The sequence below is a fragment of the Pseudodesulfovibrio karagichevae genome (assembly GCF_041414475.1).
Classification (GTDB): domain Bacteria; phylum Desulfobacterota; class Desulfovibrionia; order Desulfovibrionales; family Desulfovibrionaceae; genus Pseudodesulfovibrio; species Pseudodesulfovibrio karagichevae.
The window spans coordinates 37,666-62,860 of record NZ_JBGLYH010000002.1 but is presented as its reverse complement, the minus strand read 5'-3'; the positions used below and the strand labels follow the sequence as shown (position 1 = coordinate 62,860).

The 25,195-nt window shown below is 63.7% G+C and carries 25 protein-coding genes; 15 read left to right on the top strand and 10 right to left on the bottom strand.

All coding sequences use genetic code 11. The features are described from left to right. Positions 1-27: 27 nt before the first annotated feature. The 12 genes from AB6M95_RS01095 (at position 28) to AB6M95_RS01040 (ending at position 11,602) form a co-directional block, all read left to right on the top strand. Entirely contained in the window at positions 28-1,095 is a 1,068-nt protein-coding gene (locus tag AB6M95_RS01095) for a TAXI family TRAP transporter solute-binding subunit (protein ID WP_371384881.1), read from the top strand. 307 nt (positions 1,096-1,402) lie between these two features. Next, positions 1,403-2,131 carry an amino acid ABC transporter ATP-binding protein gene (locus AB6M95_RS01090; protein WP_071546915.1) on the top strand — a complete coding sequence of 243 codons (729 nt, stop codon included), beginning with the start codon at positions 1,403-1,405 and terminating at the stop codon, positions 2,129-2,131. A 38-nt stretch (positions 2,132-2,169) separates the two neighbouring features. Next, complete coding sequence (locus AB6M95_RS01085) at positions 2,170-2,976, top strand: ABC transporter substrate-binding protein (protein WP_371384880.1); 807 nt, start codon at positions 2,170-2,172, stop codon at positions 2,974-2,976. A gap of 78 nt (positions 2,977-3,054) precedes the next feature. Next, entirely contained in the window at positions 3,055-3,822 is a 768-nt protein-coding gene (locus AB6M95_RS01080) for an amino acid ABC transporter permease (RefSeq protein WP_371384879.1), read from the top strand. Positions 3,823-3,834: 12 nt separating this feature from the next. Beyond that, positions 3,835-4,551 (top strand): amino acid ABC transporter permease, encoded by a 717-nt coding sequence (locus tag AB6M95_RS01075; RefSeq protein WP_371384878.1) that lies wholly within the window; start codon positions 3,835-3,837, stop codon positions 4,549-4,551. A gap of 147 nt (positions 4,552-4,698) precedes the next feature. Beyond that, positions 4,699-5,337, top strand: a complete 639-nt coding sequence (locus tag AB6M95_RS01070) for a precorrin-8X methylmutase (protein WP_371384877.1) — start codon at positions 4,699-4,701, stop codon at positions 5,335-5,337. Between the two features lie 234 nt (positions 5,338-5,571). After that, on the top strand, positions 5,572-5,859 hold the full coding sequence (locus AB6M95_RS01065) for a 4Fe-4S dicluster domain-containing protein (RefSeq protein ID WP_338666528.1): 288 nt from the start codon (positions 5,572-5,574) through the stop codon (positions 5,857-5,859). A 5-nt stretch (positions 5,860-5,864) separates the two neighbouring features. Beyond that, entirely contained in the window at positions 5,865-7,010 is a 1,146-nt protein-coding gene (locus tag AB6M95_RS01060) for a 2-oxoacid:acceptor oxidoreductase subunit alpha (protein WP_371384876.1), read from the top strand. Positions 7,011-7,014: 4 nt separating this feature from the next. Next, positions 7,015-7,866 (top strand): 2-oxoacid:ferredoxin oxidoreductase subunit beta, encoded by an 852-nt coding sequence (locus AB6M95_RS01055; RefSeq protein ID WP_371384875.1) that lies wholly within the window; start codon positions 7,015-7,017, stop codon positions 7,864-7,866. Further along, a complete protein-coding gene (locus AB6M95_RS01050) occupies positions 7,867-8,472 on the top strand; it encodes a 2-oxoacid:acceptor oxidoreductase family protein (protein WP_371384874.1) in 606 nt (201 codons plus the stop codon). It abuts the gene before it with no gap. A gap of 292 nt (positions 8,473-8,764) precedes the next feature. Continuing rightward, positions 8,765-9,530 (top strand): IS5 family transposase gene (locus AB6M95_RS01045; RefSeq protein ID WP_371384873.1). Its coding sequence is split into 2 segments (ribosomal slippage): positions 8,765-9,117 and positions 9,116-9,530, totalling 768 coding nucleotides; the frame shifts between segments, so codons are not numbered across the junction. A gap of 473 nt (positions 9,531-10,003) precedes the next feature. Further along, positions 10,004-11,602 carry a sigma-54-dependent Fis family transcriptional regulator gene (locus AB6M95_RS01040; protein ID WP_371384872.1) on the top strand — a complete coding sequence of 533 codons (1,599 nt, stop codon included), beginning with the start codon at positions 10,004-10,006 and terminating at the stop codon, positions 11,600-11,602. A gap of 124 nt (positions 11,603-11,726) precedes the next feature. On the opposite strand, the gene AB6M95_RS01035 is transcribed toward AB6M95_RS01040, so the two are convergent. The 9 genes from AB6M95_RS01035 to AB6M95_RS00995 all read right to left on the bottom strand — a co-directional run bounded on the left by AB6M95_RS01035 (position 11,727) and on the right by AB6M95_RS00995 (position 18,980). Beyond that, a complete protein-coding gene (locus AB6M95_RS01035) occupies positions 11,727-12,374 on the bottom strand; it encodes a gamma-glutamylcyclotransferase family protein (RefSeq protein ID WP_371384871.1) in 648 nt (215 codons plus the stop codon). Between the two features lie 113 nt (positions 12,375-12,487). Continuing rightward, the gene (anfK, locus tag AB6M95_RS01030; protein WP_371384870.1) at positions 12,488-13,876 is read right to left on the bottom strand and encodes a Fe-only nitrogenase subunit beta; all 1,389 of its coding nucleotides are present in this window, start codon (positions 13,874-13,876) and stop codon (positions 12,488-12,490) included. Positions 13,877-13,888: 12 nt separating this feature from the next. Next, positions 13,889-14,239, bottom strand: coding sequence for a Fe-only nitrogenase subunit delta (gene anfG / locus AB6M95_RS01025; RefSeq protein WP_371384869.1), 351 nt, complete (start codon positions 14,237-14,239; stop codon positions 13,889-13,891). Positions 14,240-14,250: 11 nt separating this feature from the next. Then, positions 14,251-15,816: a nitrogenase iron-iron protein, alpha chain gene (gene anfD / locus AB6M95_RS01020; protein WP_371384868.1), complete on the bottom strand. Its 1,566-nt coding sequence runs from the start codon at positions 15,814-15,816 to the stop codon at positions 14,251-14,253. Between the two features lie 36 nt (positions 15,817-15,852). Continuing rightward, positions 15,853-16,224 carry a P-II family nitrogen regulator gene (locus AB6M95_RS01015; RefSeq protein WP_371384867.1) on the bottom strand — a complete coding sequence of 124 codons (372 nt, stop codon included), beginning with the start codon at positions 16,222-16,224 and terminating at the stop codon, positions 15,853-15,855. Between the two features lie 10 nt (positions 16,225-16,234). After that, the gene (locus AB6M95_RS01010; RefSeq protein ID WP_371384866.1) at positions 16,235-16,558 is read right to left on the bottom strand and encodes a P-II family nitrogen regulator; all 324 of its coding nucleotides are present in this window, start codon (positions 16,556-16,558) and stop codon (positions 16,235-16,237) included. Between the two features lie 72 nt (positions 16,559-16,630). Continuing rightward, on the bottom strand, positions 16,631-17,458 hold the full coding sequence (nifH, locus tag AB6M95_RS01005) for a nitrogenase iron protein (RefSeq protein ID WP_371384865.1): 828 nt from the start codon (positions 17,456-17,458) through the stop codon (positions 16,631-16,633). Positions 17,459-17,804: 346 nt separating this feature from the next. After that, positions 17,805-18,284 (bottom strand): pyridoxamine 5'-phosphate oxidase family protein, encoded by a 480-nt coding sequence (locus tag AB6M95_RS01000; protein WP_371384864.1) that lies wholly within the window; start codon positions 18,282-18,284, stop codon positions 17,805-17,807. Next, a complete protein-coding gene (locus AB6M95_RS00995; protein ID WP_371384863.1) occupies positions 18,285-18,980 on the bottom strand; it encodes a type 1 glutamine amidotransferase in 696 nt (231 codons plus the stop codon). It abuts the gene before it with no gap. 446 nt (positions 18,981-19,426) lie between these two features. Here AB6M95_RS00995 and AB6M95_RS00990 point away from each other — a divergent pair, with 446 nt between their 5' ends. From AB6M95_RS00990 to amrB, 3 genes are all read left to right on the top strand, one after another. Next, positions 19,427-20,443: a sigma-54 interaction domain-containing protein gene (locus AB6M95_RS00990; protein WP_371384862.1), complete on the top strand. Its 1,017-nt coding sequence runs from the start codon at positions 19,427-19,429 to the stop codon at positions 20,441-20,443. A gap of 64 nt (positions 20,444-20,507) precedes the next feature. After that, entirely contained in the window at positions 20,508-23,930 is a 3,423-nt protein-coding gene (locus AB6M95_RS00985; RefSeq protein ID WP_371384861.1) for a tetratricopeptide repeat protein, read from the top strand. Between the two features lie 138 nt (positions 23,931-24,068). Continuing rightward, positions 24,069-24,878, top strand: a complete 810-nt coding sequence (gene amrB, locus AB6M95_RS00980; protein ID WP_371384860.1) for an AmmeMemoRadiSam system protein B — start codon at positions 24,069-24,071, stop codon at positions 24,876-24,878. A gap of 98 nt (positions 24,879-24,976) precedes the next feature. Here amrB and uxx1 read toward each other — a convergent pair whose 3' ends face one another. Continuing rightward, positions 24,977-25,180: a UXX-star selenoprotein family 1 gene (gene uxx1 / locus AB6M95_RS00975; protein WP_371384859.1), complete on the bottom strand. Its 204-nt coding sequence runs from the start codon at positions 25,178-25,180 to the stop codon at positions 24,977-24,979. Between the last annotated feature and the right edge of the window lie 15 nt (positions 25,181-25,195).

Below are 25,195 nucleotides of genomic sequence, written 5' to 3'. Positions count from 1 at the left end.
CACACCTTTCAGCGGAGGAGAGGGACCATGACGGCGAGTGTCAGGACGATCGTGGCGGTTGCAGTGCTGTTGGCTTCGGCCCTTTTGCTGTCCGCCTGCGGGGACGCGCCGAAAGAGGAGCGGGCGGAATCGGGCGGCGGGGCGGCGGGGCGGGAAACGGCCTCGGCGGAGGCTCCGGCCGACGCCTACAAGGCCGGGGAGCCGACCTTCGTGACCATCGGCACCGGGGGCATCTCCGGGGTCTATTATCCCGCGGGCGGGGCTATCGCCAACATGGTCAACCTCAAGCGCGACAAGTACAACATCCGGGCCACGGTGGAGGCCACGGGCGGGTCCGTGTTCAACATCAACGCGGTCATCGCGGGCGACCTCCAGTTCGGCATCGCCCAGGCCGACCGCCAGTTCCAGGCTGTGCACGGCATCGCCGAGTGGCAGGAGCGGGGCCCGCAGAAGAAGCTGCGCGCCGTGTTCTCGCTGCATCCCGAGACCGTAACCCTGGTGGCCGGAGAGGACACCGGCATCCGGGACATCCGCGACCTCAAGGACAGGCGGGTCAACATCGGCAACCCCGGTTCGGGCCAGCACCAGAATTCCCTGGACGCCCTGAACGCCGCAGGACTGGACCTCGGCGACATCCAGGCCGTGGAGGTCAAGGCCACGGAGGCCATCGAGATGCTCGAGGCGGGCACCCTGGACGCCTTCTTCTACACCGTGGGCCATCCCTCGGCGGCCATCCTGAAGATCGCCCGAGGCAAGCGCAAGGTGCGCATCGTGCCCATCGTCGGGGTGGACACCCTGTTCGTCCTGCATCCCTATTATGTGCCGTCGAGCATCAACATGCACTATTACCCCGGTGCGGCCGACGCGGGCACGGCCGTGGAGAGCTTCGGGGTCAAGGCCACGCTGGTCACGTCGAGCGACGTTCCGGCGTCCATCGTCTACGCCGTGACCCGGGAGGTCTTCGAGAACCTCGAGGCCTTCAAGGCGCAGCAGCCCGCCTTTGCCGGATTGACAAAAATGGGCATGCTCCAGGGATTGTCCGCGCCCATCCACCAGGGGGCCGCGCGTTACTACCGCGAAGCCGGGCTGGAATAGCCGCCACGCACAGCCCGGCGGTCGGTGTCCGAGCTGTCCGGCCGGAATCCGGCGTGATCGGAATTCCCCGGGGCAGGGGATGGAAACGGTTCCTCCCGCAGCGGATCAGGCCCAGAAATCCGACACGAAATCGTCTCGAAGCGGGTGTTGACAAAGTTGTATTTTTCCCCGGACGCCTTGACTTTATTTCAATTTCAGACAATATTTTTTGTCTGTGACTGAGGCTCCGTCGGTCTGTCTTGGCACGTGGCGGATTGGAGGGGGCTCTTATTTTTCTTATCACATTCAGGTCCGGAGACAGCTGCAAATGGCAATGATTGAAGTGCAGAAACTGCACAAATGGTATGGCGATTTTCACGTTCTGCAGGGGATCACCGAATCCGTGAACAAGGGCGAGGTGCTGGTCATCTGCGGCCCGTCCGGGTCCGGCAAGTCCACCTTCATTCGCTGTATCAACAGGCTCGAGGAATACCAGAAGGGGCAGATCCTGTTCGACGGGAAGAACATCCTGGACAAGGACGTCAATATCAACGATCTGCGGGCCGAGATCGGCATCGTATTCCAGCAGTTCAATCTCTATCCCCACCTGTCCGTGCTGCGCAACGTCACCCTGGCCCCCACCAAGGTCAAGAACATGCCCAAGGACCAGGCCGAGGAGATCGCTCTTTCCCTGCTCGAACGGGTGGGCATCCACGACCAGGCCCACAAGTATCCGGCCGAGCTCTCCGGCGGCCAGCAGCAGCGCGTGGCCATCGCCCGCTCCCTGGCCATGAAGCCCAAGGTCATGCTCTTCGACGAGCCCACCTCGGCCCTTGACCCGGAGATGATCAACGAGGTCCTCAACGTCATGAAGGACCTGGCGCGGGAGGGCATGACCATGCTCTGCGTGACCCACGAGATGGGCTTCGCTCGCGAAGTGGCCGACCGGGTCCTGTTCATGGACGGCGGCGTGGTGGTCGAGCAGGCCGCACCGGACGAATTCTTCCGCAATCCCCAACACGAGCGCGCAAAGAACTTCCTGAAGGAAATTCTTTAATCGGCATAACACTGGAATCTCTAGAGAGAGGAGGATTCATGAAACGTTTGGTACTTATTCTGGCACTGGTCCTGTCCTTTGCGTTCGCGGCCAACGCCGCCTTCGCGGGAAAAATCGAGGACATCAAGGCCAAGGGCGTGCTGGTTTGCGGCGTCAAGGACTCCGTCAACCTGTTCGGCTTCGTCGATCCCAACACCAAGGAACTGGTCGGTTTCGACGTGGACATCTGCAAGTACATCGCCGACAAGCTCGGCGTGAAGCCCGAGTTCAAGGTCGTCACCTCCAAGAACCGCATCCCCATGCTGGCCCAGGGTTCCGTGGATCTGCTGGCCGCCACCATGACCCACAAGTTCTCCCGTGACGAGCAGATCGACTTCTCCATCACCTATTTCATGGACGGCCAGAAGCTGCTGGTCGAAAAGGGCTCCGGCATCAAGTCCACCGACGATCTGGCCAACAAGAAGGTCGGCACCGTGAAGGGCTCCACTTCCGAGAAGAACATCAAGGCCGCCCAGCCCAAGGCCCAGGTCATCTCCTATGACGAGTACCCGCAGGCCTTCATGGCGTTGAAGCAGGGCAAGGTCAAGGCTGTGACCACCGACTCCGGCATCCTGGCCGGTCTCAAGGCCGGTGACGACCATCCCGAAAAGTGGGAGATCGTCGGCGCCTTCTTCTCCTCCGAGCCCTACGGCCTCGGCGTCCCGCAGAACGATTCCGCGTTCCGCGACTTCGTCAACAAGAGCCTGAACGAGATGTGGCTCGACGGCACCTACCAGAAGCTCTTCAAGAAGTGGATGGGGTACGACCTGCCCGCCGGCTGGGAGATGGAACTCTGGCCCATGTAAGGCTGATTTAGCCCGATTCACCGGGAGCGCCTACGGCGCTCCCGGTTTTTGCCGCAACTTCAACCTACGGATCGTATTTTGGATTATACTTTTCATTGGGCCAGGATGTTCACGGGCGAACCCGCCCAGTGGATGTGGGAAGGGTTCTGCACCACCATGCAGATCTCGACGATCTCCCTGATCTGCGCCATGATTCTCGGCGTTATCATCTGCGTCATGCGCATGACGCCGTTCAAGCCCTTCAAGTGGTTCAGCCTCGCCTTCACCGAATTTTTCCGCAACACGCCGCTGCTGGTGCAGATTTTCTTCTGGTACAACGCGTCGTCCTTCGTCATCCCCAAGGTCATCAACGACTGGATGAACGACCTCTATTACTGGTTCCCCGGCCCGTTCACCCTGTTCGGCCACCATTTCGCCGGGGAATGGATGCTTTTCAACGTCGAATTGTTCATGGGCATCATCGCCCTGACCGTGTACACCTCGGCCTTTATCGCCGAGGAGATCCGGGCGGGCATCTTCTCCATCCCCAAGAACCAGCTCGAGGCGTCCCGCGCCGTGGGCCTCTCCTTCCTGCAGGGGTACCGCTACGTCATCCTGCCCCAGGCCCTGCGCATCGTCATTCCGCCGCTCATTTCCCAGGCCCTGAACCTGATCAAGAACTCGTCCCTGGTCATGGTCCTGGGAGTCACCGACCTCATGTACCAGGCCACCCAGATCGAGTCCTACCACGCCATGCCGTTCGAGGCCTTCACCGTTGCGCTGTTGATCTACCTGGCGATCTCCCTGGTCGTTTCGTTCTGCATCACCATGTACAACAAGCACTTCATGATTCAGGTCATGTATTAGGGAGGGCTTGTCATGCATTGGAATATCGCGCTCGACAACCTGGATTATTTTCTCTACGGGACAACGACCCTCGACTGGCATTTCCCCTTCATCCACACCCCGGAAGGGCTGGTGGCCAGCGTCATCCTGGCCTTCTTCGGCATCTTCGGCGCCTTCTGGATCGGCATGGCCGCAGGGCTGATGCGCATGTCCAAGCGGTGGTGGGTCAAGATCCCGGCGGTCTGCTACATCGAAGTGATCCGCGGCATGCCGCTGCTCCTGCTCATTTTCTGGTTCTACTACCTGGCCCCGGTCATCACCGGCGAGACCATGCCCGCCTTCACCACGACCATGTTCTGTTTCATGGTCTTCACCGGGGCGTACGTGGGCGAGATCGTCCGCGCGGGCGTCAAGGCGCTGCCCAGGGGCCAGATGGAGGCCGCCCGGTCCACCGGGCTGTCCCACGCGCAGGCCATGAAGCTGGTCATCCTGCCCCAGGCCCTGCGCAACATGATCCCGTCCTTCGTCAACCAGTTCGTCTCCCTGACCAAGGACACCTCCCTGGCCGCCATCCTCGGCGTTATCGAACTGACCCGCACCGGCATCCAGGTGGACAACCGCGAGATGGTCGCCTCCTTCGAGATCTGGATCACCATCGCCTGTCTGTACTTCATGATCTGCTACATCCTGACCTCCTACAGCCGCCGCCTGGAGGCCCAGTTGTCGCGCTACCAGGCCCGGGACCGCTAGGGAACGGGAGCGGGGTAGTCCCGCGAACATCGATTGCATCAAGCCGAAACGGTCCGGGAAACGAGTGAAAACCGTTCCGGACCGTTTCGATTTTGCGTAAGAAACGAATGAGAAAACGCTGAAAACGTGTACCGGGAGTGAACCGCCTTGACCGACATTACCTTCCAGAACTTCCAGAGACCCGAGGATATCGAGGCCGAATCCTTCCGGATCATCGATTCCGAAGTGCCCGAACCCCGCCCGTTCCAGGGCGCGCAGTGGGCCGTCGTCCGCCGCATGATCCACACCACGGCGGATTTCGAGATGCTGACGCTGGTCCGGTTCCATGAAAAGGCCGTGGAAAACGGCCTGAACGCCTTGAAAAACGGGGCCGTGATCGTCACCGACACCGAGATGGCCAAGCGCGGCATGCCCGTGCGCAGGCTCGATCCGCTGCATTGCGCCGTGCACTGCCTGATGAACGACCCGCGCGTCATCGACCGCGCCAGAGACGAGGGAATAACCCGCGCCAAGGCGGCCGTGGACGTGGCCGTGGCCGAGCTCAAGCCGGATATTTGGGTGGTCGGCAACGCGCCCACCGCGCTCATCCGGCTGGTGGAACACGTGGATAACGGTGCGGCGAACCCTGCGCTTGTGGTCGGCATGCCCGTCGGATTCGTGAATGCGGCCGAGTCCAAGGCGCTGCTCATGAGCCGGGACATCCCGTACATTTCCGTGGAAGGGCGCAAGGGCGGCAGCGCCCTGGCCGCCTCGGTGATCAACGCCCTGGCCGTGCTCGCCGCCTGATTTTCGATTTTATCCGGTTGAAAAATGCGCCCGAAGGGAAATCCTTCGGGCGCATTTCGCGTTTTTTCGCCATCGATTTTTGCGAGGTGAAAATCAATTTTTTGAAATCATTGGACACGACGGAATTTCCTGTTAGAAAATCAGCTGGGTACCATTAGGAAGAGGTGCCCTGGGAGAATTTTTCCATTTCACTCGGGCCGAGCCTGAGGAATTTTAGCAGCCCTGGAAGGAGCCATGTCCCGTAAGAACAAAGGCAAGAACAAGGTGACCATCTACCCGGACTGGTGCAAAGGCTGCGGCATTTGCGTCGAGTTCTGTCCGGGCAAGGTCCTGGGCCTGAGCCTGGAAGGCAAGGCCGTGGTCGAGCGCGAGGAAGACTGTATCCGGTGCGGGTTCTGCGAACTGCATTGTCCGGATTTCGCCATCGTGGTCAGCGACAAGGAACCCATGGAAAACGGGCTGTCCGAAAAGGACGCCGAAACAGCGCCGCCCAAGAAGAAAACGGCCGGGAAGGGGGCTTGAGAGACATGCCCAGACCAAAGAAACGCACCGAGATTTTCGCGCTCGGCAACGAGGCCGTCGTCGAGGGCGCGCTGTTGGCCGGATGCACCTTTTTCGGCGGGTATCCCATCACCCCGTCCTCGGAGATCATGGAGATCATGGCCGCCCGTCTGCCCAAGATGGAAAACGGCGTGTTCATGCAGATGGAAGACGAGATCGCCAGCATGGGCGCGGTCATCGGCGCGTCCCTGTCCGGCCGCAAGGCCATGACCGCCACCTCCGGTCCCGGCTTCTCGCTGATGCAGGAGAACCTGGGCTACGCCGTCATGGCCGAGACTCCCATGGTCCTGGTCAATGTCATGCGCGGGGGGCCGTCCACCGGCCTGCCCACCAGCCCGGCCCAGGGCGACGTGCAGCAGGCCCGCTGGGGCACCCACGGCGACCACCCGATCATCGTCCTGTCCGCCTCCAACGTGCAGGAGTGCCTGGATATGACCATCACGGCCTTCAACATGGCCGAGAAATACCGCACCCCGGTCATCCTGCTCCTGGACGAGGTCACCTCCCACACCCGCGAGAAGATCGAGCTGCCCAACGAGGGCGAGTACGAGGTCTTTTCGCGCACCGTGCCCAGCATGCCGCCCGAGTGGTACAAGCCCTACGAGGAGACCGTGCGCGGCGTGCCGCCCATGCCGCCCATCGGCTCGGGCTACCGTTTCCACGTCACCGGCCTGACCCACGACCGCAACGGGTTCCCAACCCAGCGGCCCGAGGAAGTGGTCGAGCTCATGGACCGCATCCACCGCAAGATCGACCAGTTCTTCTACGACATCCAGCTTGTCGAGGAGATCATGACCGAAGACTGCGACGTCTGCGTCATCGCCTACGGCTCTGTGGCCCGCTCGGCCGAGCTGGCCGTGCAGCAGGCCCGCAGCAACGGCGTCAAGGCCGGGCTGCTCAAGCTCATGACCCTGTTCCCGTACCCCCGCAGGCAGACGGAAAAGATCCTGGCCCACGCCAGGACCCTGGTGGTCCCGGAAATGAACATGGGGCAGATGTCCCGCGAGGTGAAGCGCGTCAACATGGGCCACGCCGCGGTCAGGACCATCAACCGCGTGGACGGCCAGATCGTCACTCCCTCGGAAATCCTCAAGGTCATCATGCAGGGGTAGCCACATGAGCAACATCACCGGAAACGAAATCATCCACCAATATCTGAGGCACAACAAGAAGTTCCCGCACGTGCTCTGCGCGGGCTGCGGGCACGGCATCGTGCTCGGCACCCTGATCCGCTCCATCCACGCGCTGGGCATCCCCAAGGACGACGTGGTCGTGGTCGCGGGCATCGGCTGCTCCGGGCGGCTGGCCGTGTACGTGGACTTCAACACCGTGCACACCACCCACGGCCGGGCGCTCAGCTTCGCCACGGGTATCAAGATGTCCAACCCCAAACTCCACGTCATCGCCCTCATGGGTGACGGCGACGCGCTGTCCATCGGCGGCAACCACCTAATCCACGCCGCCCGGCGCAACATCGGGGTCACGGCCATGATCCTGAACAACAACATCTACGGCATGACCGGTGGGCAAAGCTCTCCGGCCACGCCCGAAGGCTCCACCACCATGACCAACCCCTACGGCCAGCTGGACCACAGCTTCGACACCGTGGAGCTGGCCCGGGGCGCGGGCGCCAACTATGTGGCGCGCGGCACGGTCTTCCACGTCAACCGGCTGGAAAAGATCATGATGGAGGCCCTGGAGCGGCCCGGTTTCTCCCTGGTGGAGGCCATCACCCCGTGCCACACCCAGTTTGGGCGCAAGAACAAGTACAACTCTCCGGTGGACATGTACAAGTGGCTCAAGTCCACGGCCATCCCCGTCGAGCGCTACAACGAGCTGCCCGAAGACAAGCGCGCGGACCGCATGCCCATCGGCGTGTTCGTGGATCGCGGCAGGCCCGGCTACGAGGAGCTGTACTACGCCCGCCAGGAGAACTTCCTCAGGCAGGCCGCAAAGGGGGGCAAGTAGATGAAGGCGCAGCAGGAACTCGATCGTTTCGAAATCCGTTTCTCCGGCCTCGGCGGCCAGGGCATCATCACGCTCGGCAAAATTATGGGTCAGGGGCTGGCGCTCGGCCACGGCTACAACGTCACCCAGACCCAGAGCTACGGCCCCGAGGCGCGCGGCGGGTCCAGCAAGTGCGACCTGGTCATCAGCTCCAAGCGGATCAGCTACCCCAAGGCCGAATCCCTGGACCTGCTCGTGGCCCTGTCCCAGGAGGCGTGCAACGCCTACTTCCCGTACCTCAAGAAGGGCGGCATCCTGGTCATCGAGTCCGATCTGGTCAAGCAGCCGCCGACCAACCAGTTCCTCGGCCTGCCGTTTACCGCGCTCGCCAAGGACAAGATCGGCATCGCCCAGGCCATGAACACCGTGGTCCTGGGCGCGCTTTCCTGCCTCCTGCCGTTCATCAACCAGGCGACCATGCGCAAGAGCCTGGAATCCGTGCTCCCGCCCAAGATCCGGGCCGTCAACACCAAGGCCTTCAACCTCGGCCACCGGCTGGCCAAGAAGGAGTGGGGCGAAGACGCGGGAGAAGTCTGGCGGGTCGAGGAATACGGAGAAATCGACTGACCCCGGAGTGGGGGCGTTCTGAAAAAAAGGTGGGCCGCTGACGCGGCCCGCCTTTTTTTGCCCCCGGACCCCCATCTCCTCTCCCTTCCTAAACTTTTTGTATGCGCACGCGCGCGTGGGGCGGGTAGAGAGAAAGGGTGCTCCTTCTCTTCAAAGTGAGCGGGGCGGTAGGGCGGTATGTGAAGAATCACGGCCTGTTGCGTCCGTACGACTCCCGCGAAGCGGCATAAAAAGTTCTGGAGATTCTTAGGGTCTGTCGACATTCGACTGCGACCGTGCTACAACATTTTTCATGAAAGCAGCAGCACAGAAACGTCATGCTTTACGCGATGATCAGTGGGACAAGATCAAGGATTCTCTTCCAGGAAAGAAGAGCGATAGTGGCAGAACCGCTCAAGATAACAGGCTGTTCGTTGATGCGGTTTTATGGATAGGGAAAACCGGCGCCCCTTGGCGAGACCTTCCGGCTTCCTACGGAAAATGGTCTTCCGTGCACAAAAGGTTCATCCGGTGGTCAAAGAAAGGCCTTTGGCAAATGGTGTTCAACACCCTCGCAGTTGATGCCGACACAGAGTGGCTCATGATCGACAGCTCTATCGTCCGAGCCCACCAACATTCGGCGGGCGGAAAGGGGGCACCTCTGCCAGCAGATCGGGAGGTCTAGCGGTGGGTTCTCCAGCAAGGTTCATGCTAGCACAGACTCTCTCGGCTGTCCAACCAAATTCATTCTAACACCAGGTAATATTTCAGATTGTACACAAGCCATACCGTTGCTTTCCGGGCAAATTGCGGACTATGTTCTTGCTGACAAAGGATACGATTCCCAGCAGATTGTAGACACCATTTTAGCGATGCCAGCCCAGCCCGTAATCCCTTCACGATCTCTTAGAAAAGAACCTCGCGACTACGATCGCCATCTGTATAAACAGCGCAGCATGGTTGAATGTATGTTTGCGAAATTAAAACAATTTAGACGAATAGCAACGAGATACGACAAGCTCGCCTCTACCTACATGTCATTCTTACATGTTGCAGCGATTTGGATTTGGTTGAAATGAATGTCGACAGACCCTAAGAACCTCTTTCAAGAGGTTCTTAAGCGGGGTCCGGGGCAGCGCCCCGGCCGCCGGAGGCTTCCTTTCGGGCACGAGGTCGGGTCCGAGGCTACATTTATCGTATGCGGAGGGTGTAGGCTACCGGCCGGAACGTACCAAAATGTACGTTTTGTGGTTGGCCGTGATGTCGGCCGTGCCTGTTGGTTTTTTATATTTCTCTTTTAATTCAGTATATTGACTTGGACAGTGCCCCGGATTGTTCCGGTCCGATGCATTGGCATGGTCATTGCGATGCATAGGTTTCGGATATGCTCTGCGGGCCATTTCGCTCTTTGGGAAGAGGGCGGGCAAGGGCGGTCATCCGGGACAAAATCAAACGGGAAGGCGGCATCGTGCGACAGGCATCGGTCGGGAACAGGCTGCGTGGCGGAGTGGAGACCAACCCTCATCGCGCCGGGGTGCAGGACGGCACGGGCATGTCCTGTGCGGAAAAGCAGAGCGGCAAGGCCGGGGAGTGCTCTACCGGGACGTGCCGGGGGCGGATCGTGCCGCTGCTGCGGCGCATGAACGAGCTGCTCTCGGAGCGCGACGATTTCAGCGGAGCCCTGGACTGCCTTCTGGCCTACATGCGCAACGAGATGGGCATCCGGCGCGGCATGGTCAGCCTGTACGACCGCGAGAGCGGGCGCATCTTCGTGCACCGGAGCATCGGCCTGACCCCGGCCGAGGAGGACCGGGGCGTGTACCTCATGGGCGAAGGCATCACCGGCAAGGTGGTCGAGACCGCGCGGCCCATCGTGGTCTCCCGCATCGGCGACGAGCCGACCTTTCTCAACCGCACGGAATCGTTGTCCGGCAAGCAGGACCTGGACTGCTCCTTCATGTGCGTGCCCATCGTGCGCGGCAGCAAGGTGCTGGGCACCATCAGCGCGGAGCGGCGCTACGAGGACAAATGGTTCGTGGACAAGCACCTCGACGTGCTTGTGGTCATGTCCTACATCCTGGCCCACGCGCTCGAGCTGTACCTGATCGAGAACGTGGACAAGGTGCAGTGGGAGAACCGCACCCGGCAGCTCATCAGCCGCATCAAGGAGCAGTTCAAGCCGCCGAACATCATCGGCAACTCGGCCCCCATGCGCGAGGTTTACGCTCTGATCCGCAAGGTCGCGCCGACCCGGACCACGGTCCTGCTCCTCGGCGAGAGCGGGGTGGGCAAGGAGATGATCGCGGACGCCCTGCACTACGGCGGGCCGACGCCCGAGGGGCCGGTGGTCAAGTTCAACTGCGCGGCCATGCCCGAGAATCTGGTGGAGAGCGAGCTGTTCGGCCACGAAAAGGGGGCCTTCACCGGGGCGACCCAGTCCCGCAAGGGCAAGTTCGAGGAGGCCGACGGCGGGACCGTGTTCCTGGACGAGATCGGGGAGCTCTCCCTGGGGGCCCAGGCCAAGCTCCTGCGCGTGCTCCAGGACCGCCAGTTCGAGCGGGTCGGCGGCAACAGCTCCATCACGGTTTCCATCCGGATCATCGCGGCCACCAACCGGGACCTGGCCGAGATGGTCGCCGAAGGGACCTTCCGGCAGGACCTCTATTACCGGCTCAACGTCTTCCCGATCATGGTCCCGCCCCTGCGCGAGCGGGGCAACGACATCGTCACCCTGGCCGAACACTTCGTGGCCCGCTACGCCGTGGAGACCGAAAAAAAGATCACCTCCATCTCCACCCCGGCCCTGAACATGCTCACCCGGCACGACTGGCCGGGCAACGTGCGCGAGCTGGAGAACGTCCTGCACCGCGCCGTGATCCTGGCCGACGACGAGACCATCCACAGCCACGACCTGCCCCTGTCCCTCCAGTCGCCCCAGCTCGCGGACAGCGGCGTGCCCAACGGCCTGGAGGCGCGCCTGCAGTCCATCGAGTACGAGATGATCGTCGAGGCCCTGCGCCAGCATCGCGGCAACATGACCGAGGCCGCCGGGGCGCTGGGGCTGACCCGGCGCACCATGGGGCTGCGCATGAAGCGCTTCAACCTGAACTACAAGTCCTTCCGCCAGGCCGTGGACAAGCAGGCCGTCTAAGCGGGCCGTGTAGACTGCCTCGCGCGCTTTCCTCGCCGGATGTGTGACAGGCGATGGCGGAGCCTGCCGGGGTCTCGCCATCGCCTGTCCGCGTCCTCTGGTCCGCGTGCGGCGGACCCGGCGGCTAGGAGGCGCGGCCGGAAATATCCTCTATCAGCCTTCCGTTTTCGTCGATCAGGCTCGCGCAGTCGGGGCAGGACGTGGAGAGCGTGCCCTCCCGCGCCTCGGCCGGGGACCGGGGCACGATGAAGCGGGCCGGGGTCCGGGGCAGGGCGGCCAGCTCCCGGAGATAGTACTCGGGCAGCCCGCGCGCCCGCGCCCCGTCGAGGATGAATCCCAGGTATTCCCGGCTCGGCGGCACCGGCTCGCCGAGCAGGTCCTTCTTGTACAGGACGGCGAAACGTCCCTCGCCCCTTTCATCGAAGACCGTGGCCGGGCTGTGGAAGTATTCCCCGGTCCCGTTGAGCCGGACGCCCTGCCAGGCGTCCAGGCTGTCCGCGTCCGTGTGACCCAGCGCGTAGAGCACGCCCCACAGGGTGTGCCCCGGCGCCGGGACCACGGTCTCCAGGCCGCCGTCCCAGAGCCGGTTGTTGCCGAAAAAGCCCAGGGCGTGGCCGGGGAGCCGGGCCGGACCCAGGACCTCCGCGCCGGTGCAGCGCTGGTGGATCTGCTCCGGGTTCATGTTCGACCCGTAGGCGAAATGGATGATCCTGCGGGCGGTCGGGGCGTCCTGCGGGGCCGCCCCCTTGGTCCGGACCGTGATCGGTTGCATGGGGGTATCCTCCTGTGCGGTTGTGAAGTTGCGGGACCGCCCAAGGCCGAGAGCAAGAGACCTTCGGCGGTCCCGCGGTCAAAGTCGGTAGGACCCATGGAGGTGTCAGGGGGCTACCAGACGTTGAGGACCCATTCCTTGTTGTGCTTGTATTCCATGTCCGTGAACAGGGTGTTGGCCATCTGCTCGGCCAGCCAGGTGGCTCCCGCGTAGCCGACCACCGGGTGGCGGTACATGCCCGCCCGGTCGTAGGTCGGGAAGCCCACCCTGAGCATGGGAATGTTGTTGTCGATGGCCACGAACCGTCCCTTGGAGTGGCCCAGGATGAGGTCCAGCTCCAGCCCCTGGTTGACGATGCGGTCCTGGAGCTCCATGAGGTCGGCGTTGGTCACGATCTCCATGTCGTCGTCCACGTTCTCCTTGAGGGCGATGACGCGCGGGTCGTCCACGTACCGGACGTTGTCGTCGCCGAGCAGCAGGAGCTTGGGCCGCATCTCCAGGTCCAGGCAGAACTCGGCCAGGCCGATGACCAGGTCGGGCGCGCCGTAGATGGCCACGCGCTTGTCGGCCAGGAACATGTGCACCAGGTCGGTCAGGGCGTCGATGGCGATGCCGCGCTCCCGGACCAGGGATTCGGGGATCGGCTTGCCGGTCATGGCCTTGATGCTGTTCAGGAAGGTGTCGGTGTTGCGGATGCCGATGGGCGTGGGCCCGATGACCGCCGGAACGCTGAACTCGTCTTCCAGGTACTGCGCGGCCTTGGCCCCCTCGTAGCGGTTCAGGGCGATGGTCCCCAGGGCGTTGGCCGTGCCGCGCAGGTCCGCGATGGTCGTCTCGCCGTGGGACACGTGGTTGCCCGAGGGCATGAGCGGGGAGTCGAAGGTCTCGATCTCGAAGAGCACGGTGGCGTCTACGTCCATCTCGGCCAGCAGGTGCTTGAGGTGGGCCACGTCGCCCGGATTGACCCAGCCGGTGATCAGGTTGATCTTTTCGCTGGGCTCGGTCTTCTCGGCGAAGTGGGCGACGAAATCCTTCACGGCCACGTCGTAGCCCGTGATCATGCTGCCCACGAAGCTCGGGGTGTGGATGGGGATGAGGTGGACCTCCCGGCCGGGATATTTCTCGGGCAGCAGCCCGGCGTTGAGCTTGGTGACCACGCCGTCGATGTCGTCGCCGATGACCTCGGTGGAGCAGGTGGAGATGATCGGCACCACCTTGACGTCGGGGTAGCGCATGAGCAGGACGTCCACGGCCTCCTCCACGCGGGAGCACGCGCCGAAGACCGCGCCGTCCTCGTGGACCGAGGACGAGGCGATTTCGAAGCTCTCCTTGAAGTGCTGGGAGATGAGCATGCGCACGAACATGACGCATCCCTGGCCGCCGTGGACGATGCCGATGCACTCCTTGATGCCGATGCTGGCGAACTGCGCGCCGCACGGCTGGCAGGTGAAGATCGGGTTGATGCAGCCGACGCGTTCCTTTTCCTTAACTTCGCAGGGCATATGCTTTCCTTCCTAATAGTGCTGGTCGTTGAGTTCCTGGTTGAGCGAGCCGGTGACCGTCAGGTGGTCGATCCGCGCGTACAGCCCGTCCATGAGAACGGCGATGTCTTCCTTGGACATGCCCGCGAGCCAGGGGCAGCGCGTCTTGAACGCCTCGGCCATGGTCACGGCGTCCACCCAGTAGCAGCGTTCCTCCGGGGTCTCCCGGCTGACGGGCTCCTCCAGCAGGAGGTGCTTGGTCATGCCCAGGATGTTCTCGTTCTGCCGTTTCCGGTCCCAGGTGCGGGAGTGGAACTGCCACAGGCATTTCTTCATGATGTAGTCTTCCAGTTCGGCGATTTTTTCTTGCATGGATTCGGCCATGGGGGTCCCTCCTAGACGGCGTCGGCCAGCACGTTGTGTTCGAACGGCGGGTAGGTCTTCTTGCGCAGGTCCTTGAGGCAGTTGTACTTGCCCGTGTACTCCCGCATGTCCGGGGAGTTTCTGACCTCGTCGGGCAGGTCGGCGTCCGAGAGCATGCGCTGGGTCTCGAACCCCTTGTCCGTGGGAATCTCGTCCTTGCTGATGTCGAGCAGGGAGAGCTTGTGGATGGGCGAGTAGATGGCGTTGTATATGTCGCGGGCGAACCGGACCCAGCCTTCCCAGCCCTTCCACGGGCCGTTGTGGTAGCCGTGGGCGTTCAGGTAGGGCACGCGCATCTTCTTGGCCACCTCGCCGGGCCGCTTGCCGGTCAGGATGATGTCCGGCTGGAGGTTCTCCATGGCCTCGACCCCTTCGAGCTCGTTGGGATCGTCGATGGCCAGGGCCCCCTGCTCGCAGCGGGCGATGCCCTTTTCCATGTCCCCCTGGTGGCCGAATTTGGTGTAGACCGAGACCACGTCCATGCCCATCTCGTCGTGGATGACGTGGGCCCAGTGCCACAGCTTGGAGCCGCCGGGCCAGAGGCAGACCTTCTTGTCCGTCAGCCGGGCCTTGTACCATTCGAGCTCCGGCTTCCAGCGGGTGGTCTCCTCGTCGATGATGGCCTGGGCGCGGTCCTCGATGCCGAAGAACAGGGCGATCTTCTTCAGGGAGGTGCCCAGGGGCTCGAACCCGAAGCCGTCGATGTCCAGGCGGGGCGTACCGTAGCGCCTGCGCAGTTCGTTGCAGATGTACTCGGCCGAGCGGGCGCATTCGAGCACGTTCAGGTGCGCGCCGTGCATGGAGCAGAGGTCGTCGTAGGACCCGTTGCCGGTGAAGGTGGCCAGCACCTGTACGCCCATGCGGTTGAAGTAGTCGATCATGATCTCCTGGTCGCCCTGGATGTTGTACTCGCCCACGTAGTTGATGACGTAGTCGCTCTTGATCTTCGGCTCCACGGTGCCGACCTTCTGGTTGAGCCAGGCGATGTTGATCTTGTGGTGGCCGCCGGACTGGCTGGGCCCGCCGAAGCCGGGCGAGTTGCAGACGAAGATGTCCACGTCCGGCATCTCGTCCATGACCTCCTGGGCCACGGCCTCGATGTCGTCGCCGATGAGCGCCGAGGCGCAGGTCTGGTAGATGGCCATGCGCTTGATGTGCGGGCACGCCTTGAAGGCCTCGAGGATGGACTGCTTGAGCTGCTTCTCGGCCCCGAAGATGATGTGCTTTTCCTTCATGTCCGTGGCGAAGGTGTACTTGATCTGGAAGTTGTCGTTGTCGCTGATGTAGCGCTTGGTCTGCCAGGTGTCGTAGGTGCACCCGATGGGCCCGTGGCTCAAGTGGATGACGTCCTTCATGGGCGTGCCGATGACGTGCTTGGCGCCGCAGTAGGCGCAGCCGCGCTCGGAGATGGTCCCGGGAATGGTGTTCAGGTAGCCGAGCGGCAGGGCGGAGGTCAGGTCCTCGCCCTCGCCCTTGACGACGGCGTGCTGCTTGCGTTCGGGTAGGCACTTGCTGCATTGGAACTCATGGTAGGGCATGGATGTTGTCTCCTTGAATCGTTAGGGGCCTGGCGGTTACAGGATGGCGCTTTCGCCGTGCTCGTTGGTCCGCACGCGCAGGGCTTCGTCGATGGGGCAGACGAAGACCCTGCCGTCGCCCACCTGGCCGGTCCGGTTGATCTCCACGATGGCGTTGACCACCGGGTTGACCTCGCCGTCCGGGACCACGACCGAGAGCATGCGCTTGGGGATGTAGGACACGGCCTTGTACTTGCCCCTGGCCAGCTCCTCGGGGCGGATGTCCACGTTGAGCTCGCCCGCGATGCCGCGCTGCTTGCCGCGTCCCAGGACCTGGACCGCGGTCATGCACGGAAAGCCGAGCCCGTCCAGGGCCTCCTTGGTCGCGCCCATTTTCCGGGGCCGGATGATGGCGATGATTTCCTTCATGGCCGCCACCTCACAGACCGTTCGTGCCCGTGCGCACCGTGACCGCGTTCTCCACCGGGGTGACGAAGACCTTGCCGTCGCCGAAATTGCCGGTGTAGGCCTTGCAGTGGATGAGCTTGAGGACCTCGTCCACGTCCGTCTCCTCGACGACCATCAGCAGGATGGTGCGGGGCAGTTCGTCGTAGTGGATGGTGCCCACGGTGATGCCCTTCTGCTTGCCGCGCCCGAAGGCGCCTATCTTGGTCATGGAGGCGAACCCCGCCTCGGCCAGTCCGTCGGCCACGGTGTCCGCGGCGTCGGCCCGGACGATTGCCTTGATCATCTTCAGTGCCATGTGATGCTCCTTGTCCAGGGGTGGGATGTTGTGTTTCCGGGGTCGATGGGGCGCCGCCCCGCCCCGGTCCGGCTAGTCGGCGATGCCGTACTTGACCACCATGGCTTCAAGCTCGTCCATGGTCAGCGGGGTCGGGATGACGAAGTTGTCGTTGTCGATGATCTTCTGGCCCAGGGTGCTGTATTCCAGGGCCTGGTTCTCGGTGGGATCGTATTCGCAGACGGTCTTCTTGTTGAACTCGGCCTTCTGCACGATGTTGTCGCGGGGCACGAAGTGGATCATCTGGGTGCCGATGGCGCTGGTGAATTCGTCCAGGAACTCGCGCTCCTGGTCCACGTTGCGGCTGTTGCAGATCACGCCGCCCAGGCGGACGCCGCTTTGCTTGGCGTATTTGACCAGACCCCGGCAGATGTTGTTGGCAGCGTAGATGGCCATCATCTCTCCCGAGGCCACGATGTAGACCTCCTGAGCCTTGCCGTCGCGGATGGGCATGGCGAAGCCGCCGCAGACCACGTCGCCGAGCACGTCGAAGAAGACGAAGTCCAGGTCCTCGGTGTAGGCCCCGTTGCTTTCCATCAGGTCGATGGCGGTGATGACGCCCCGGCCCGCGCAGCCCACGCCCGGTTCCGGGCCGCCGGATTCGACGCACTGGATGCCCTTGTAGCCCGTGCGGATGACTTTGTCCTTGGTGACCTTCTCCGCGCCCTGGTCGCGCAGCACGTCCATGAGCGTCTCCTGGGGCTTGCCGCCGAGGATCAGCCGGGTGGAGTCCGCCTTGGGGTCGCAGCCGTGGATGAAGATCTTCTTGTCGTGGAAGTTGGCCATGGCCGCGGCCGTGTTCTGCGTGGTCGTGGACTTGCCGATGCCGCCCTTGCCGTAGATAGCTATTTTCCTGGTCATGCTCTGTCCTTTGGCGTTCCTGCCCCTATGGATGTCCGGGGCCGCCTTTTGAGGTTCGTTTCGAGTCCATATGAGCACGGCGCGTGCCAGGAGGGAAAAAACGGGCTGAAATTGGTCAAATATTGATTCCGGGCCGGAAACGGGGCGGATTTCGTGCGTACGGCGAACTATTTTTCGGGGAAATGTACGGATCGGTGCGAAGTCGAGGCCCTGATTTTCCGGCGGATCGTACCGATCGGTACGCTTTCATGCGGTTTGCACCGGACGGTACGGGCGCGGGGCGCGAAAAAAGGGCCGGAGACGAACGCCTCCGGCCCTGACGGTCGGTTGGATGGGGAGAGGGGGATCAGATCTGCGGGTCGCCGGGATAGGCCGGGTTGACCTTGCCCACCAGCTCGTCCAGGTCGATGCGCACCACGGCGGTCTTGCGCAGGACTTTTTCCGGATACCCTCCGGTGGGGCCCTGGTGCTGGGCCAGGATGACGTCCAGCCCGGCCGCCTTTTCCGCCGGGTCCTCCAGGACGGTGGCCCGGCCCCGGCCGCTGACCGAGGTGAAGTGGGTGGTGTAGCCACAGCCGTCCTCGGCCCGGATGAGCTCGCTCTCCACCACCGTGGTGAAGGCGACCAGGCCGTTGGCGCGCACGCAGTCCATCTTGAGCCCGGCCGTTGCGCTGTGGAAGTAGACGGCGCCGTCGGCGTAGCCGAAGTCCACCGTGACCGCATAGGGGGTTTCGCCGTCCCACAATGCGAGTTGCAGGGTGGTGCAGCCCTTGAGCAGTTCCTCGACCTTGGCCTTATCCTGTATTTCGCGCTTGGGATGCCGCATCTAGTACTCCTTCGTGAGGTTGTTCAGCAGGGTGTTGAGCGTGGGACGCATGGTTTCGCATTGGCCGGTTTGGGCGCGCATCCGCTCGGCATCCTGCACGAACGGCGCGTCCACGATCTCGTCGGCGCAGTTTTCCAGCAGCAGCTCCATGCTGCGCGGGGTGGTTTCGAGATGGAACTGCACGCCGAGGATGCGCTCGCCGAAAGCGAAGGCCTGGTTGGCGCAGGCCCGGCTCTTCGCCAGGCGGACGCCCCCCGGCGGGATGGAGAAGGTTTCCCCGTGCCAGTGGAAGGCCGTGAATGCGCCCGGCATCCCCTTGAACAACGGGGAGTCGGCCCCTTCGGCGGTCGCTTCCACCTCCAGCCAGCCGATCTCGGGTTCGGGGTTGCGGGTGACGGCGCCGCCGAGGATTTCGGCGAGCAGCTGCGCGCCCAGGCAGACGCCCAGCATGGGCTTGCCGGTTTCCACCACCCGGCGCAGGAGCGCCTTTTCCGCCGTCAGCCAGGGGTGCTCGGCTTCGTCGTGAACGCTCATGGGGCCGCCCAGGACGGCCAGGAAGTCGAAGTCTTCCGGTGCGGGCAGGGGGCCGCCCGCGTACACCGGCGTCCTCGCCAGGGTGTGCCCGTTGGCGAGCGCCCACTCCTCAAGGGCGGCGGGCCCTTCGAAGGGAACGTGTTCGAGAGTATGAATTCGCATGGCTTTGTCGCATCCTCCGTGGTTGCGTTTGGATGGCCTGTCAGAGCAAATATGGGACCAAGATGACCGGAAAGGGCGGAGAGGTCCACGGATCACCACCCGGCGGGGGGCGAAGCCGGGATCCTCCCGGGCGAGGCCGACGGGCGGACATGGGCCGGGTATATCGATTCTTATAACTGATACGTCGGAGAGAACTTTTCAATAAAAAAGAACGTCGGGCCGTGACCCGTCCGGGCCGGTCCCGGGCTCGTCGTCGACGGGCGGCATTCCGGCTGCCCCTTGTCCAGCTTCCAGACAGGGGGGCGATTTTCCAGAATTTCTTTCTGTGAAGGAGTTATAGTCGTTGACATGCCGTCAGCAAATTGACAGAGAAGATATATAGTAAAGATATGGCTGCGGGGCAGGGGGTCCTGTTGGCTTTGTATCCATGCGAATTCGGAGGGGAAATGTCGCTCAACCTGGACGGCATCATCGGGAACAGCCCGGCACTGGCCAAGGTGTTCAAGGTCTTGGGCAAGGTCGCGCCCACGGACAGCACGGTGCTGGTCATGGGCGAGTCGGGGACCGGCAAGGAATTGCTGGTCCGGGCGCTGCACCACAACAGCGAGCGCCGCGACATGCCCTTCGTGCCCATCAACTGCGGGGCCATCCCCAGGGAACTGCTCGAATCCGAGCTGTTCGGGCACGAGAAGGGCGCGTTCACCCACGCCATCCGTTCGCGGCCGGGCCGGTTCGAACTGGCCGACGGCGGGACCATCTTCCTGGACGAGATCGGGGATATGGACCTGTCGCTGCAGGTCAAGATCCTGCGCGCCCTGCAGGAGAAGGAGATCGAGCGGGTGGGCGGCACCTCCATCAAGAAAGTGGACGTGCGCGTGGTGGCGGCCACCAATCGGGACCTGGAGGGCGATGTGGCCTCGGGCCGGTTCCGCGAGGACCTCTTCTACCGCCTCAACGTCATCCCCCTGAAGCTGCCGCCCCTGCGCGAACGCGGCATGGACATCCTGCTCCTGGCCGAGCATTTCCTGAACCGCCACTGCGGCAGCAAGGCCCGCAAACCGCTCACCCTGTCCGAAAAGGCGCGGGAGATGCTCCTGACCTATTCCTGGCCCGGCAACGTGCGCGAGCTGGAGAATTTCATGGAGCGGCTGACCATCCTGTGCGACGACTGCGAGGTCCAGCCCGAGGACCTGCCGGAGAAGATTTTCACCGACATCGGCGAGAAGCCGCTCAGGCGGGAGGAGAAGGTCGTGCCCATGCGCCCGGCCGGGTTCGCCTGGCCGTCACTCAAGGACATGCGGGACAAGGACCTCAAGCTCAAGGATTTTCTGGAGGCCATCGAGGGCCGCCTGTTGGCCGAGGCCCTGGAACAGGCCGAGGGGGTCAAGAACAAGGCCGCCGAGCTGGTCGGCATCAAGCGGACCACCCTCATCGAGAAGCTGAAAAAGAGAGATTTGCTGTAACCAGCGGGGTAGTGCAAGAGCTGCCCGTTTCGCGGGTAGCACGACAATTGCATAACTGCTTGCCGTGACTGTGAAATATGTCAAAAGTATAGCCTGGCCCCTGGCGGCCGCCCTTGTCCTGGGCCTGATCCTGGTCGATCCCGCCCTGGCTCTGCGGGTGGGCTATTCCTCGCAGGGCGGCTCGGAGCGAATGACTTTCGCTTTTGATTCCGGCACATTGCCACAGTCATCCGTGGCCCGGACCGGCAAGAGGACCCTGAAGGTCCTGCTGCCCGTGGGCATCTGGAACCGGGAGGCCCGGCCCGACGCGCAGGACTTTCCCGGCAAGCTGGTCAAATCCATCGCCACCACGGACAACGGGGTGGAAATAACCACCTCCACCGACGCCTTCGGGTACATCCGCGTGCCCTCCCAGGGCAAACCCGAGTTCGTGCTCCAGGTCTATTCCGACCCCATCGGCGCGCGCTGGCGGGCTCCCGACGCGCCTCCGGCCCGGACCGCCCAGGCCGCGACGCCCGCCCCGGCTCCCGCCGTCCCGAAGCCCGCCGCACCCGCTTCCGTGACCGCTCCGGCCCAGCCCGCGCCCAAGGCCCCCACGGCTGCGGACGTGGCCCGCAATCTTTCCACGGTCCGGCCCGACCAGCCCGCCCCGGCGGGTGGGACGGATCTGCCGCCCGAGGCCCCGACCGCCGACCGCAAGCCGTTTTTCGCCGTGCCCTATTCAGTGCGCAACGAGGTCCGGGCTCCCGGCGACCAAGTCGCGGCCCCGGCCGCGCAGACACCCGCCGGGACGGCCGGACCCCTTGCTCCCGCCATGCCCGGCGAGACCGTGACCGGCGACTATCCGCCCGCCAGCGAGTTGCGGTTCAAGGCGGTGAACAAGTCCGCCGAGGAAGTGAAGTTCGCCGAATTGGCCGGTGACGCCGGGGGAAGCGCCCCTATGGTCGCCCCGGCCGAGCAGGCGGACGCGCCCGTGACCGAACCCGTGACCGAACCGGCCACGCGCCAGGCCGTGGCCCCCGCGCCGCAACAGGCGGCCGAAGCCCCGGCCCCGGCGCAGGAATCCCCGATTCCCGGCGAGACGGTCGGCAGCGTGAACCCGCCTCCGGCCGAACCGGCCGGGCAGGGCGCGACGCCTGTGGACGCGTCCCCGTCCCCGGCCGAGATGTCCGGTCAGGGCCAGGTGAGCGGTGCGGTCGCGCCGCCTCCGCCGCCGGTGTCCGGCCTGGGACAGGCGGGCGGCGCGGTGTCGCCGCCTCCGTCCGCGAACCAGCCCGCGAACCAGCCTGTCTCCGAGCCCGCGCCCGAGACCGCCCAGGCGGTCGCCCCGGCTCCCGAGGCGGTCCAGCCCGTGGAGCCCGCCCCCGAACCGCCCGCGTCGACCGCCGAGGCCCCGTCGCCCGACGCCGAGCAGCCCGCGTCCGACGCCGGGCAGCCCGCGACGGACCAGGCGGCCGCGCCCGGAGCGGACGGCAAGCAGGAGAAGAAGCTGACCCCCGAGGAGCAGGAAAAAGCCCGGCTCCAGGCCATCCGCGACAACCTCTACGAGGCCCAGTCCATGATGTTCAACGGGTCGCTGAGCGAGGCCCTGCCGCTCTACGAGGACCTGCTCAAGCAGCCGAAGCTGCCGGACGACGTGCGCGAGGAGACCCTGTACGCCATAGCCGACATCAAGCGGCAGCTCGACTCCGGCGACCTGACGAACAAGTTCGACGAGGTGGCCCAGGCCTACATCCAGGCCATGAACGCCAACCTGCGCTCCAGCCGGGTGCCGCGCGCCCTGCTCAATCTCGGCCTGCTCAACCTTCAGGTGGGCAACTTCCCCGAGGCCCGCGCCTATTTCAAGATTCTTCAGGACAAATACCCGGACGACGACAACATCCCGGCCATCAGCTACTATTGGGGCGAGTACTGGTACCGCAAGGGCGACTACAAGAAGGCCGCCGACCAGTTCCAGTACCTCATCCAGACCTATCCCGAGCACCAGTTGGCCAAGCAGGCCGCCTATTACCTGGCCGACTCCCTGGACCGCCTGGGCTACCTGGATCAGGCGTACCAGATCGTGGACTACATCGACAAACGCTGGCCCGACTACTACATGGAGAACATGGACTTCCTGCGGCTGGCGGGCAGCGTGGAGATGAAACTGAAGAAGTGGGACCAGGCCAAGAACCACTATTTCACCTACTACAACCTCAACCCCGAGGCCGACGGCGCGGACGTGATCCTGGCCCGCATCGGCGACATCTACCTGCGCAAGAACGAGAAGGACGCGGCCAAGCAGATTTACGAAAAGGCGGTCAAGGACTACCCCGACAAGGAGGGCGGGCTCATCAGCAAGATGCGTCTGGCCGAGGAGGGCATCTACGACGATCCCGGCATGAGCGAGATGGTCGACGTCTTCAACCGCCCTTACAACCTCAACCCCAAGCGGGTCTACACCGAGATCGTCAGCCAGCATCCGGACAGCCCGCTCGCGCCCATCGCCCAGCTCAAGCTGGCCATGTGGTACGCCTTCAACCAGAAGTACCCCGAGGCCCTGAGCGCCGCCCAGGACCTCATCGAGAAATACCCGGACAGCCCGCTGGTGGACAAGGCCCGCACCCTGGGCGACTCGGTCTTTGTCCGGGCCGTGCCCGGCATGCTCGCCGAGCAGCGCTACGGCCGCATCGTCCGCTACTGGGAGACCTACGACTTCATCGGCAAGAAGGACTCCAAGGTCGACGACAACACCAAGCTCGCCATCGCCACCAGTTACTGGAAGATCGGCCAGCCCGACAAGGCCCTGGAGATGCTCAAGCCGTACCTGACCAAGAAGCAGATCCCCGGCGTTTCGGACCAGGCCCTGGGCCTGGCCGTGAACATCCACCTGGACCAGCTCGCCTGGCAGGACATCAACGATCTGGTGGCCATGGCCTCCAAGAACTGGAAGCTCAAGCCCGAGCAGCAGCGCCAGCTCGACTACGCCCGGGCCATGGCGCTGCAGAACCTGGGCGACGGCAAGCGGGCCGTGGCCATGTGGGCCGACCTGGCCAAGGACATGAACGTGGACCCGGCCTTCCGCGCCTACGCCATGTACTACATGGCCAAGGACGCCATGGAGCGCCAGGACCTGCGCCGCGTCTTCGTCTACGCCCAGGAGGCCCTGTCCCTGCTGTTGCAGACCAAGGGCGACCCCGAAAAGATCAAGGACGCCGTGCTCATGTCCATCTACGCCACCGAGCGGTCCGGGCGCTACGAGGAGGCCCTCAAATGGGCCAAGGAATATGACAAGTACATCACCCCGGACAACCCCGAGTGGGCCTCCACACGGTTCAAGCTGGCCCGCATCTACCGCAAGGCCGGGGCCATGGAAGAATGGAAGCAGCTGCTCCAGGACATCATTGACAAGAAGCCCGACTCCCTCCAGGCGCAGCTCGCCAAGTCCGCGCTGGACACCTACGAACTCGAGCAGAAGGCCAGCCAATACGCCCCCAATCCGGGCTAGGACCGGCTTTTTCCGCCCTCCGTCTCCCCCCTTTTCCTTCCGAGCGTGATATTTTGGCTTCGTGGGTTTGGTTGCGCGCGATAATGTGTTACGCAGTTGGCGTGGTTTTTTGAAACTGCTGTTTGTTGAGGTGGAGATATGGACAGACATCCCATTGTTGCCGGACGGTTTTACGATGCGCGGCCCGAGCGGCTGCATGCCGAGGTGGACGGATATTTGAGCCAGGCCGGGGACCGGCAGGAGGAATCGACCCTGCTCGCCATGGTGCCCCACGCCGGGTACGTCTTTTCCGGGGCGGTCTGCGGCAAGACCCTGGGCGCGGCCAACCTTGCGCCCACCGTGCTCCTGCTCGGCCCCAACCACACCGGGCGGGGTGAGCGGTTCGCCCTGTGGCCCGACGGGAACTGGATCATCCCGGGAGGGGCCCTGCCCGTGGATACCGGCCTGGCCGGGGCGCTGCTCGACGCGGACCCGGCCATCAAGGCCGACGTCTCGGCCCATACGGGCGAACACTCCATCGAGGTGGTCCTGCCGTTCCTGTTCCGGCTGAATCCGGAGACGACCATCGTGCCCATCTGCATCTCCGCGCCCACCCTGGAGTCGCTGGAGCGGGTGGGCACGGCCATCGGCCGGGCGCTGGACGACTTCGGCGCACCCGTGTCCATCGTGGTCAGTTCGGACATGAGCCACTACATCTCCAACGAGGACGCCCGCAAGATGGACGGCATGGCGCTCGAGCCGGTGATGACCCTGGAGCCCGCCGTGCTCTACGACGTCGTGCGTTCCCGGCACATCTCCATGTGCGGGGTGCTGCCCATGACCACCGGCCTGTACGCGGCCAAGACCATGGGCGCGACCCATGCCGAGCTCATGGCCTACTCTACCTCGGGCGAGGTCTCCGGCGACTTCGAGCAGGTGGTGGGCTACGCGGGCGTGCTGGTCAGCTAGCGTTCCGGTTTTGCGCCGCGCGGGGGCGGCAAAGAAAAAGGCCATCGTTCGGATGGCCTTTTTTCGTTGTCCCGGCAGCCTGCCGGGAATCAGACGTGTCAGGAGCCCCGGCGGAAGCCGACGCAGACCCGTCCGTCCTCGACGATGACCGGGATGCGCCGCTGTCCGTCCGAGAGCCTGAGCATCTCCTCCATGTTGGCCTCCGAGGCCAGGATGTCCACGAAGCGCGCCTCGGGGTGCGCGGCCAGGGCCCGCTTGGTGTGCGGGCAGGTGGGCTTGCCGTAGATCACTATCTCGCTCATGTTCGCTCCTGTTCG